This is a genomic window from Stenotrophomonas sp. Sm6012 (assembly GCF_030985895.1).
In the GTDB taxonomy this organism is placed as follows: domain Bacteria; phylum Pseudomonadota; class Gammaproteobacteria; order Xanthomonadales; family Xanthomonadaceae; genus Stenotrophomonas; species Stenotrophomonas forensis.
Genome location: NZ_JAPTFX010000155.1, coordinates 1 through 10,643, shown reverse-complemented (window position 1 = coordinate 10,643; position 10,643 = coordinate 1). Strand labels below are relative to the sequence as shown.

At 66.0% G+C, this 10,643-nt stretch carries 10 protein-coding genes and 1 pseudogene; 6 read left to right on the top strand and 5 right to left on the bottom strand.

The annotated features are described in order from the left end of the window. The first annotated feature begins 144 nt into the window (after window positions 1-144). Both O0J73_RS19270 and O0J73_RS19265 read left to right on the top strand, forming a co-directional pair. Window positions 145-2,223, top strand: a complete 2,079-nt coding sequence (locus O0J73_RS19270) for a S9 family peptidase (protein ID WP_006424113.1) — start codon at window positions 145-147, stop codon at window positions 2,221-2,223. A 42-nt stretch (window positions 2,224-2,265) separates the two neighbouring features. Then, window positions 2,266-3,390 (top strand): annotated as a pseudogene (locus tag O0J73_RS19265) (DUF819 family protein); the annotation flags it as partial. A gap of 88 nt (window positions 3,391-3,478) precedes the next feature. On the opposite strand, the gene O0J73_RS19260 reads toward O0J73_RS19265, so the two are convergent. The 5 genes from O0J73_RS19260 to O0J73_RS19240 are packed head-to-tail and all read right to left on the bottom strand — an operon-like array spanning window position 3,479 to window position 6,500. Continuing rightward, entirely contained in the window at window positions 3,479-3,958 is a 480-nt protein-coding gene (locus O0J73_RS19260) for a hypothetical protein (protein ID WP_197564900.1), read from the bottom strand. Between the two features lie 46 nt (window positions 3,959-4,004). Further along, window positions 4,005-4,265: a cell division topological specificity factor MinE gene (gene minE / locus O0J73_RS19255; protein WP_005408532.1), complete on the bottom strand. Its 261-nt coding sequence runs from the start codon at window positions 4,263-4,265 to the stop codon at window positions 4,005-4,007. 2 nt (window positions 4,266-4,267) lie between these two features. Beyond that, the gene (gene minD, locus O0J73_RS19250; RefSeq protein WP_006424120.1) at window positions 4,268-5,077 is read right to left on the bottom strand and encodes a septum site-determining protein MinD; all 810 of its coding nucleotides are present in this window, start codon (window positions 5,075-5,077) and stop codon (window positions 4,268-4,270) included. Window positions 5,078-5,112: 35 nt separating this feature from the next. Beyond that, window positions 5,113-5,958: a septum site-determining protein MinC gene (gene minC, locus O0J73_RS19245; protein ID WP_049457735.1), complete on the bottom strand. Its 846-nt coding sequence runs from the start codon at window positions 5,956-5,958 to the stop codon at window positions 5,113-5,115. Then, complete coding sequence (locus O0J73_RS19240) at window positions 5,904-6,500, bottom strand: GNAT family N-acetyltransferase (RefSeq protein ID WP_008267255.1); 597 nt, start codon at window positions 6,498-6,500, stop codon at window positions 5,904-5,906. Before O0J73_RS19240 ends, minC begins: the two co-directional genes overlap by 55 nt. Before the next feature lie 149 nt (window positions 6,501-6,649). On the opposite strand from O0J73_RS19240, the gene O0J73_RS19235 reads away from it, so the two are divergent. From O0J73_RS19235 to O0J73_RS19220, 4 genes are all read left to right on the top strand, one after another. Next, a complete protein-coding gene (locus O0J73_RS19235) occupies window positions 6,650-7,858 on the top strand; it encodes a sensor histidine kinase (RefSeq protein WP_006424174.1) in 1,209 nt (402 codons plus the stop codon). Then, window positions 7,858-8,499 (top strand): response regulator transcription factor, encoded by a 642-nt coding sequence (locus tag O0J73_RS19230; protein ID WP_006424175.1) that lies wholly within the window; start codon window positions 7,858-7,860, stop codon window positions 8,497-8,499. Before O0J73_RS19235 ends, O0J73_RS19230 begins: the two co-directional genes overlap by 1 nt. Before the next feature lie 233 nt (window positions 8,500-8,732). Beyond that, window positions 8,733-9,806: an SRPBCC family protein gene (locus tag O0J73_RS19225; protein ID WP_006424176.1), complete on the top strand. Its 1,074-nt coding sequence runs from the start codon at window positions 8,733-8,735 to the stop codon at window positions 9,804-9,806. A gap of 105 nt (window positions 9,807-9,911) precedes the next feature. Next, complete coding sequence (locus tag O0J73_RS19220) at window positions 9,912-10,283, top strand: DUF423 domain-containing protein (RefSeq protein WP_006424193.1); 372 nt, start codon at window positions 9,912-9,914, stop codon at window positions 10,281-10,283. The last annotated feature ends 360 nt before the right edge of the window (window positions 10,284-10,643 follow it).

Sequence of the window (10,643 nt, the reverse complement as noted above, 5' to 3'; positions counted from 1 at the left end):
CCCCACTACCGCAGACCGCGCTACGGCGCGGTTTGCTTTTTCTGGCGGCGGGGCCGTCCCCCGTCGCGGCCATGACCGATGGCCTTGGCAGCCCCGGCCGCACGGGCCTAACATCGGTTTTTTGCCGTCCCTGCGGAGACCCCGATGAAACTGCGTCATGCCCTGCTGCCACTGAGCCTGCTGGCCGCCCTGCCCAGCGTTGCCGCTGCCCGTGGCCTGGAAGTCCGCGACATGGTGGCCATGGACCGCGTCTCCGCGCCGGTACTGACCGCTGACGGCAGCACCGTGGTGTTCGCCAAGCGCAGCGTGGATGCCAACCTGAAGGCCTCCACCGCGCTGTTCGCACGCAACCTGCTCACCCGTGATGCGGCACCGCCGAAGCAGATCACCCCGGCTGGCTGGAACGTCAATTCCGCTTCACTGTCGGCCGATGGCCAGACCGTGTACTTCCTCAGCGGCAAGAACGGCAGCCAGCAGCTGTATGCACAGCCGCTCAGCGGCGGCACGCCGCGCCAGCTGACCGATTTCGCGGTCGACGTGGACAGCTACCACGTGTCGCCGCAGGACGACCGCGTGCTGTTCAGCGCCGGCGTGTTCCAGGCGTGCGCCTCTGACCTGGCCTGCACCGCGAAGAAGCTCAAGGACAACAAGGACGCCAAGGCCAGCGGCAAGGTCTTCGATTCGCTGTTCGTGCGCCACTGGGATACCTGGAATGACGGTCGTCGCAACACCCTGTTCGTGGCGCCGCTGCCGGCGGCCAAGGCCGGTCCGGTCAAGGGGGCGTCGGCGCTGAGCGCGACCATCGACGGTGATGCACCGTCCAAGCCGTTCGGCGGCAACGATGATTTCGTGTGGTCGCCGGATGGCGCCAGCGTGGTGGCCAGCATCCGCGTGGCCGGCAAGCAGGAACCGTGGTCGACCAACTTCGACCTGTACCGTTTCGACGCCGCCGGCAAGCAGGCGCCGGTCAACCTGACCGCGTCCAACCCGGCCTGGGATGCCGGCCCGGTGTTCAGCGCCGACGGCAAGACCCTGTTCTACCGCGCGATGAAGCGCCCGGGCTTCGAGGCCGATCGCTTCGGCCTGATGGCGATGGACCTGGCCAGCGGCAAGACCCGCGAGATCGCCCCGCAGTGGGATCGCTCGGCCGGTGGCATCGCCCTGTCCGCCGACGGCGCCAGCATCTACACCACCGCCGATGACCTCGGCGAGCACCCGCTGTTCCAGATCGACGTGGCCAGCGGCAAGGCCACCAAGCTGATCGGCGACGGCAGCGTGACCGCGGTCGACGTGGCCGGCAACAGCGTGGCGATCACCCGCAACAGCCTGAAAAGCAACGACCAGGTGCTGGTCGGCCTGCTGCCGGCCGCTGGCCAGCCGATCGGCGAGCTGCGCGCGCTGACCCCGGCCGCTGGCGACGTGCTGAAGGACGTGTCCTTCGGCGACTACGAGCAGTTCGAGTTCAAGGGCTGGAACAACGACACCGTGCACGGCTACGTGGTCAAGCCGCACAACTACCAGGAAGGCAAGTCCTATCCGGTCGCGTTCCTGATCCACGGCGGCCCGCAGGGCAGCTTCGGCAACGGCTGGAGCTACCGCTGGAACCCGCAGACGTACGCGGGCCAGGGCTATGCGGTGGTGATGATCGACTTCCACGGTTCCACCGGTTACGGCCAGGCCTTCACCGATGCGATCAGCCAGCACTGGGGCGACCGCCCGCTGGAAGACCTGCAGAAGGGCTGGGACGCGGCGTTGAAGAAGTATTCCTTCCTCAACGGCGACAAGGCCTGTGCGCTGGGCGCCAGCTACGGCGGCTTCATGGTCAACTGGATCGCCGGCAACTGGAACGGCCCGTTCAAGTGCCTGGTCAACCATGACGGCGTGTTCGACCAGCGCATGATGGGTTACGCCACCGAAGAACTGTGGTTCACCGAGTGGGAGCAGGGCGGTACGCCGTACCAGAAGGCCGCGAACTACGAGAAGTTCAACCCGGTCAACCACGTGGCGGACTGGAAGAAGCCGATCCTGGTCATCCACGGCCAGCAGGACTTCCGCATTCCGGTCGAGCAGGGCCTGGCCGCGTTCACCGCCGCCCAGCGGCAGGGCATCGAATCGAAGTTCCTGTACTTCCCGGACGAGAACCACTGGGTGCTGAAGCCGAACAACAGCATCCTGTGGCATGACACCGTCAATGCCTGGCTGAAGCAGCACATCGGCGAATAAGCGGTTCCGGCGCCGCCCTTCGGGGCGGCGCTTTGCTTTCTGGTAGTGCCGGCACTGCTGCTGTGCTATCTGCTTCCCGGCATCTACAACACCGTCGGCCTGATCGACGGCCAGAACACCAGGCTCTACAACCCGGTCGCGCGCGACATCCTGCTGCCGGCGGCGCTGATCCTGCTGACCCTGGCGGTGGACATCAAGGGCATCCTGCGGCTGGGCCCGAAGCTGGTGCTGATGTACCTGGGCGCTTCGGCCAGCATCATGCTGGGCGCGGTGGTGGCCTTCCTGGTGATGCGCGCGATCCATCCTGACACCGTGGCCGGCGATACCTGGGCCGGCATGGCTGCGCTGGCCGGCAGCTGGATCGGCGGCGGTGCCAACATGCTGGCGATGCGCGAAGTGTTCGACGTCAACGCCACCACGTTCGGCCAGTTTGCGGTGGTGGATGTCGGCGTCGGCTACGTGTGGATGGCGGCGCTGATCTTCCTGGCCGGCCGCGCGGCAAGGATCGATGCACGCAGTGGCGCCGATACCTCGGCCATCGATGAACTGAAGGAGCGTATCGCGCGCTTCCAGGCCGAGCACGAGCGCATTCCCAGCCTCACCGACCTGATGCTGATCGTGGCGGTGGCCTTCGGTGGCGTCGGCCTGGCGCATGCCATCGGTGCGCCGCTGGCCGCATGGTTCAAGATCAACGTCAGCTGGGCCGCACAGTTCAGCCTGGACGCGCCGTTCGTGTGGGTGGTGGTGCTGTCGACCACGCTGGGCCTGGGCCTGAGCTTCACCCGTGCGCGCACCCTCGAAGGGGCCGGCGCATCGCGGCTGGGTTCGCTGCTGCTGTATTTCCTGATCGCCTGCATCGGCATGCAGATGGATCTGCTGGCGCTGCTGGACCGGCCGTGGCTGTTCCTGCTCGGCCTGATCTGGATCGCCGTGCACATCGTGCTGCTGTGGTGCCTGGGCAAGTTGCTGAAGGTGCCGTTCTTCTACTTCGCCATCGGTTCGCAGTCGAACATCGGAGGCCCGGCCTCGGCGCCGGTGGTGGCCGCAGCGTTCCATCCGGCCCTGGCGCCGGTCGGCGTGCTGCTGGGTACGATGGGCTACGCCACCGGCACCTATCTGGCCTATGTCGTCGGCATCACCCTGCGCGCACTGGCCGGGCAGGGCTGACCGGGGTAGTGCCGGCCGCTGGCCGGCAACCAGGCGATGCTTCAAAGGTTCAGGGGTTTGCCGGCCAGCGGCCGGCACTACCGATGCGTTACGCGGCCGGCAAGCCGCGTTCGATCAACCAGGCTTTCGCGTCTTCGGCATCCTGCTCGAACCACGCCCTCGTAGAGCCCAGCCGGTACGTATACCCCCACGCATCCATGTCGGCCATCAGCCGGTCGCTGCCGACACCGGGCAGTTGCCCGGCCAGCACGATCTGCAGGTAGCAGGTAGCGTCTTCCTCGGCCACCGAGTCGGTGGCATCGGTGTGCACCAGTGCACGCCGTTCCGGCGGCAATACGATCAGGTGGCAGGCTTCGTGCAGCATCGAATGCACGGGCGTGTCATCGCGCACGTACACGTTGCTGGCGATGATGCCCGCCTCCGGTTCGCCCCAGTAGCTGCCGGGAATCGGTTCACCGGCGGCCACGTGGTGCAGCCGAAGGCCATGCGCGGCGAGCAGGCACTGCGCATCGGCGAAGGCGATGTCGCCCACGCAGGTGATGTCCACGGCGGTTGTCGTATCGGTCATGCGAGTCATGCAGCCCCGCCCATGCAGGCACGGGCGGGGCAGGGCATCAGGGTTTGTCCGGGCCTTCTGGCAGCGCCACGGAGATGTCCAGCACGTCGTGCTGCCCATCCTTCACCAGGTCGACCTTCACCGCGTCGACGTCGATGTTCACGTACTTCTTGATCACTTCCAGCAGCTCGCGCTGCAGCAGCGGCAGGTAGTCCGGGCCACCGCGGTGGCTGCGTTCCTGCGCGATGATGATCTGCAGGCGGTTCTTGGCGGTTTCGGCGGTGGTCTTCTTCGCTTTGAGGAAATCAAACAGGCCCATGCTTACCCTCCGAACAGCTTGCTGAAGAAGCCCTTCTTCTCGACGTTGGTGAAGCGCATCGGGCGTTCTTCGCCGAGGATGCGCGCGACGGCGTCTTCATAGGCCTGGCCGGCAGCGGATTCGACATCCAGGATCACCGGCTCGCCCTTGTTGGAGGCGTTGAGCACGTCGCCCGATTCCGGAATCACGCCGATCGCCTTCAGGCCGAGGACTTCCTCGACGTCGGCGATGCTCAGCATCTCGCCGCTTTCCACGCGCACCGGGGTGTAGCGGGTCAGCAGCAGGAAGGCCGGCACGTCCTGGCCGGACTCGGCCTTGTGGGTCTTCGAATCGAGCAGGCCGATGATGCGGTCCGAGTCGCGCACCGAAGACACTTCCGGGTTCACCACCACCACCGCGCGGTCGGCGAAGTACATCGCCAGGAAGGCGCCCTTCTCGATGCCGGCCGGGGAGTCGCAGATGATGTAGTCGAAGCCGTCGGCGGCCAGGTCCTTCAGGACCTTGCCCACGCCTTCCTGGGTCAGTGCGTCCTTGTCGCGGGTCTGCGAGGCGGCCAGCACGTACAGGTTGTCGAAGCGCTTGTCCTTGATCAGGGCCTGCTTGAGGGTGGCTTCGCCGTGCACGACGTTGACGAAGTCGTACACCACGCGGCGCTCGCAGCCCATGATCAGGTCGAGGTTGCGCAGGCCGACGTCGAAGTCGATCACCGCCACCTTCTTGCCGCGCCGTGCCAGGCCGCAGGCCAGGCTCGCGCTGGAAGTGGTCTTGCCGACGCCGCCCTTGCCGGAGGTGACTACGATGATTTCAGCCAAAGGACTTCTCCTGATGATTCTGTTTGGGGGCTGCGTCAGTCCAGCGCAGCGATCTTGATCTGGTCCTGTTCCAGCCACACCTGCACGGCCTTGCCGCGCAGGTTGTCCGGGACATCGTCCAGTACCTTGTAATGGCCTGCAATGGCGACCAGTTCCGCATGGAAATCACGGCAGAAGATGCGTGCCGCGGTGTTGCCCTGGGCTCCTGCCAGCGCGCGGCCGCGCAGGGTGCCGTAGATATGGATGCTGCCATCGGCGATGACCTCGGCGCCGGCGCCGACGGTGGCCATCACGGTCAGGTCGCAGTTTTCCGCGTACAGCTGCTGGCCCGAACGCACGTTGCCCAGCTGCATGCGGCCCGGCTGCGGCGCTGCGGCATCGGCGACCTTGGCCACCGGCGCGGCGGGGGCCGGCTTCGGCTCGGCGCGGACGGCGCGACGCGGTTCCGGTGCGGGCGCCGGCGGGGCCGGTTCGGCTTCGGCACGCTCGTACTGCGCGCGGAACTTGGCCAGCAACGGCAGGCCGAGCTGCTGCGAAAGCAGATCGACCGCGCTGGTGCCGTAGGCCAGTGCCACCGGCAGCACGCCCGCGCTGCGCAGGCCGTCAACCAGCGCCTGTGCGGTGGCCACGTCCGGCACCTGGCTCAGGCCGCCGAAATCGAGGATCACCGCAGCGCGGCCGAACAGCTTCGGTGCGCGGGTCACGCGCTCGCGCATTTCCTGCACGAGGCGTTCGACATCAAGGGTACGGATGCGCAGGTTGGCGATGCCCACCTGGCCGATCTTCAGTTCACCGGCCTGTTCGTAATCGAAATTCACCGCCACGCTCAGGTCCCCGTCGGCCGCTGTGCCTGCGCCGGCAGCTGCCGGGCGCGTGTCCATGCCACATCCGGCAGCTTGCCGCGGTAGGTCTCCTGCACCCACGGGTAGCTGCACAGTTCCTTGGCCAGCATGCTGGCACGCACATCGACCTGGGCCATGGTGTTCTGGCCCAGCTCGCGGAAGCCGAAGCTGCCGTGGAAGAGCAGGGCGGCATCGGCGCCATGGTCGAGGAAGACCTCGCAGGTCATCTGCGGGTAGCGCAGCTCGGCGAAGCTCTGGGCGTCGGCATAGAACGCACGGCCGACGCCACCGCCGCGACGGCGGCTGGCGACCACGATGCGGTCGATATAGAAGAAGGGCGTGTCCAGCTGCTGCTTGAACCAGGCGAAGTTGCTGCTGTCGTGCTGGCTGTCGCTGCCGAAGCCGATCAGGAATCCGGCCAGGTTGCCGTCGCGCTCGGCGACGCGGAAATACTCAGCGGTTTCGTAGAACAGGCGCAGGCGGGCCGCATCCAGGGGAAGGATGGCCAGGCCAGCGTTGTTGTTCAAAGCCAGGACGGAATCGAGCTCGTGCTCGCGCACGTCGCGGATGACAATCGACATTGTGACTCCGTGGGGTAACGCGGTTGGTCCATCAAGGGACCCTGCGCACGATTATTGCATGCCCGGGGTGGGCTGCGGCATGAACAGGGGATATGCCCGAGCATGACTTTCGGCGCTTGGGAGCGGCCGTGCACGGGCTACGATGAGGGATGCTGGCCCGACTGAACCACAATGCGATGCTGCGCTACTCCGGGTTGTTCACCTGGGGCACCGTCGGCCTTTGGCTCGCGATCTACCTGATCGATCCTGTCTCGCTGACGTTGGAGACGCTGGACGGCGAAGCCGGCTTCCGCATCATTCCCTGGGCCTCGGCCTACCTGGCTTTCGGCATCGTGTACTGGGCGCTGACCCGCTCGCTGGGCGAGGGCCGTCCGGGCTTCTTCGACCACGCGGCGCTGATCCTGCTGACCGCCTGCGCGATCGGCGTGAGCTATTTTTCCGGTACCGCGCTGGGCAGCATCCTGCTGATGGTGGTGGCCGGCCTGCTGCCATGGCTGCTGGGGCCGCGCATCGGCGTGGTCTGGCTGGTGGCCAGCAACCTGGCGGTGTTGCCGGTCTACATCCAGCCGCTGGGCTTCCCGCCGTTCATCGCCGTGCTGCAGGCGGTGGGCTACATGGGCTTCTCCAGCTTCGTGTTCGTGATCGCGCTGGTGGCCCGTCGCCAGGCCGAGGCCCGCGACGAACAGCGCCGGCTCAACTCGGAACTGCGTGCCACCCGCGCCCTGCTGGCCGAGAGCGCCCGGGTCAATGAGCGCACGCGCATCTCGCGCGAGCTGCATGACCTGCTGGGCCACCAGCTGACCGCGCTGACCCTGAACCTGGAAGTGGCCGGCCACCTGGCCGACGGCCAGGCGCTGGAGCATGTGAAGCGTTCCCACGCATTGGCCAAGCTGCTGCTGGGCAACGTGCGCGAGGTGGTCAGCCAGCTGCGCGAGACCGGTGCCATCGACCTGGCCGCAGCGCTGCGCCCGCTGACCGAGAACGTGCCCTCGCTGGACATCCAGCTGGAGATCGAGGATCCCCTGAACGTGGAGGACCCGCAGCGGGCCCACGTGCTGCTGCGCTGCACCCAGGAGATCATCACCAATGCCGTGCGCCACGCCAGTGCCCGCCACCTGTGGATCAAGGTTTACCGTGAAGCGCCGGACCGGGTGGTGGTGGAGGCCCGCGACGACGGCGTCGGCGCGGAAATGGTCAATGTGGGCAATGGCTTGCGCGGCATGCGCGAGCGCCTGCAACAATGTGGTGGCCAGCTGCAGGTCGAGACCCGTCCCGGCGAAGGCTTCCGCCTGCGGGCGACGGTGCCGGCAACGGTGCTGGTGGCCGCCCTTACCAAGGTTCCTGAAGGAGTACGTTGATGATTCGCGTCTGCCTGGTCGATGACCAAACCCTGGTGCGGCAGGGAATCCGCTCCCTGCTGGCGCTCGATGATGGCATCGAGGTGGTGGCCGAGGCCGGCGATGGCCGGCAGGCGGTCGAACTGATCCCGCAGGTGCGTCCCGATGTGGTCCTGATGGACATGCGCATGCCGGTGATGTCCGGGCTGGAAGCACTGCAGGTTCTGTCGAGGCAGGAGCAGCTGCCGCCGACCATCATCCTCACCACCTTCGATGACGACCAGCTGGTGCTGGCCGGGCTCAAGGCCGGTGCCAAGGGCTACCTGCTCAAGGACGTTACCCTGGCGCAGCTGGTCGGGGCCATCCGCACCGTGGCCGACGGCGGTTCACTGGTGCAGCCGGCAGTGACCCAGCGGCTGCTGTCCGGCCTGGAGCACATGCGCAACGAGTTCGTCAGCCTGGACCGGCCCGACCCGCTGACCGACCGCGAGACCGAGATCCTGCGGCTGATGGCCAGTGGATTCTCCAACAAGGAGATCGCCAACTCGCTGGGCGTGGCCGAAGGCACGATCAAGAACCACGTGTCCAACATCCTCTCCAAGCTGGGTGTGCGCGACCGCACGCGCGCCGTACTGAAGGCGTTCGAACTTCAGCTGGTCTAGGGAAAATCGTTCCGGTACAACAACTTGGGTGACGACCGGGGGTTCCGGCCAAGCGCGCCCCCTACTGGCGGGTGACGGTATGCGTTACCCTTCGAATTCTTTGTCCATACAAATACGCAGCCGGCAGGGAAACCGGTGCGCCAATCCCGATAAACAATGCCCGCGAAGCCTGCTAGGATTGGCGCTTCGCTTCAATCAACCCGGCCGTGGGATCGGCCCCGGAGACTCTCTGAATGACCCGTATTATCGAGTTCCTGATCGCCTTGGGGATCGTGGCTGGCCTGTTCGTCATCATTGGCGTATGTCTGCCGGGCGAGCGTCACATCACCGAAAGCATCGAGACCAACCGCAAGATGACGATCGTGTACGACACGGTCAGCAGCCTGCGCCGCTTCAAGGACTGGAACCCGCTGGTACTGCGCGATCCCGCCGTTGAACTGAAGCTGTCCGGCCCGGCCTCCGGCGTCGGTGCCACTCTCGACTTCACCTCCAAGGACCTGGGCACCGGCTCCTGGAAGATCACCGAAGCCGAAGAGAACAAGCGTGTTGCGATCGCCATCGAAGACCCGACCAAGGGTCACGACAAGGTCACCACCTTCACCCTGGAGCCGACCGGCAAGGGTGGCCGCAACGTCAAGATCACCCAGGACTACTCGGTGAAGTACGGCTTCGACCTGTTCGGTCGTTATGCCGGCCTGTATGTCAGCCGCCAGATCGGCGACGACATCAAGATGGGCCTGTCGCGCATGGCCAACATGCTCGCCACCGTCCCGAACGTCGACTACCGTACCCCGGAAGCGCCGCTGACCGATCTGGCCATCGTCGATGTGCCGGTTGAAGACCTGCTGGTCGTCAACGCCGGTAACGTGGACCGCGGTCAGGACACGATCACCAAGTCCATCAAGGACAACCAGGAGTGGATCAAGCGCGTGATGGAGGCCAATGGCCTTGAAGCCGCCGGCCCGTTCCGCATCATCACCACCGACTTCGGTGCTGAGAAGTACGCCTTCGACATCGCCCAGCCGGTGAAGAAGAAGGGTACTGAAGGTGCCACCGCTGAAGAGCTGACCGTCAAGATCGACGGCGGCGCCCCGGTCAAGTACGTGCACGTTGCTCCGCACCGTTCGGCGCATGCGGCCTACACCGGCCACATGGCAGGTCTGGACGTGGCCCGCAACGGCCTGCGTGCCTGGGCCGTGACCTCGGGCAACGAAGTCATCGACCGTCCGTACGAAACCTGGAAGGACGGCATCGACAAGTCGTTCACCCCGGAAGCGACCTACGACATCTACTGGGCCGTCAAGTAAGCCTCGGCTGACCCATGTAGTGTTGGACACGAAAACGCGCCGCTCCTTGCGGCGCGTTTTTTTTTCATCTGGCGCCCGGCAAGCGGCGCTGCGCAAGGAGCCCTCATGTTCAATCTGGAACGCCGTGCCCGTAAGCCTTCCCTGCTGGCCTGCCTGGGTGCATTGCTGGCCGCCACCTCGATCGGCCTGTCCGCCTATGCCTCGCATGGGGTGGCCGATCCGTTGGCGCAGCAGCATCTGAACATGGCAGCGTTGTACGCATTCGCGCACGGTGCGGTGCTGGTGGCGCTGGGCCCGCGTGCGCAGGGGGCGATCGCGCACCTGGCGTTGTACGTAGTGCTGCTGGGCGTGCTGCTGTTTTCCGGCAGCCTGTTGGGCGGGGCGTTGTGGCAGTGGCCGACACGGATGGCGCCGATCGGCGGCACCAGCATGATGGCCGGATGGGTGTTGCTGGCGATCAATGCGTTGAGGCGGTGACGGCAGCCGGGCTGTCGCTTCGATCCATGCTGATGCGATCGTGATGGTTCATGGGCGTTACTTTTCTTTTCGCGCGAAAAGAAAAGTGACCAAAAGAAACGCGCCGCCGGCCGCGAGCCGGTACTGCGCACCGGTGCCCTGCGCTCCTCGGCCCGTCGAGGGATGGTGCGGAGAGCAGCCGAGCATGGCTCGGCTCTACAGAATCGCGCGCACCTCTTCGCCCTCGACGGACCCAACAGCCGCGCGCTGATCCGTTGCAGAGGCTTCGAGCGAAGCGACCGGCGTTTGCCTTTGCTCTCTTGTTCCATTCCGTGGCGGATGCACACGGAAACTGTCAGAGGCCGGGCTGGTGGGTTGGGG

Excerpts from the sequence above, each read along its gene's own strand:
- O0J73_RS19240 (WP_008267255.1), bottom strand. The coding sequence starts at position 6,500 with ATGTCGATTGTCATCCGCGACGTGCGCGAGCACGAGCTCGATTCCGTC.
- O0J73_RS19225 (WP_006424176.1), top strand. The coding sequence starts at position 8,733 with ATGACCCGTATTATCGAGTTCCTGATCGCCTTGGGGATCGTGGCTGGC.
- minE (WP_005408532.1), bottom strand. The coding sequence starts at position 4,265 with ATGGGCCTGTTTGATTTCCTCAAAGCGAAGAAGACCACCGCCGAAACC.
- O0J73_RS19230 (WP_006424175.1), top strand. The coding sequence starts at position 7,858 with ATGATTCGCGTCTGCCTGGTCGATGACCAAACCCTGGTGCGGCAGGGA.
- O0J73_RS19235 (WP_006424174.1), top strand. The coding sequence starts at position 6,650 with ATGCTGGCCCGACTGAACCACAATGCGATGCTGCGCTACTCCGGGTTG.
- O0J73_RS19270 (WP_006424113.1), top strand. The coding sequence starts at position 145 with ATGAAACTGCGTCATGCCCTGCTGCCACTGAGCCTGCTGGCCGCCCTG.
- O0J73_RS19220 (WP_006424193.1), top strand. The coding sequence starts at position 9,912 with ATGTTCAATCTGGAACGCCGTGCCCGTAAGCCTTCCCTGCTGGCCTGC.
- minC (WP_049457735.1), bottom strand. The coding sequence starts at position 5,958 with ATGGACACGCGCCCGGCAGCTGCCGGCGCAGGCACAGCGGCCGACGGG.
- O0J73_RS19260 (WP_197564900.1), bottom strand. The coding sequence starts at position 3,958 with ATGACCGATACGACAACCGCCGTGGACATCACCTGCGTGGGCGACATC.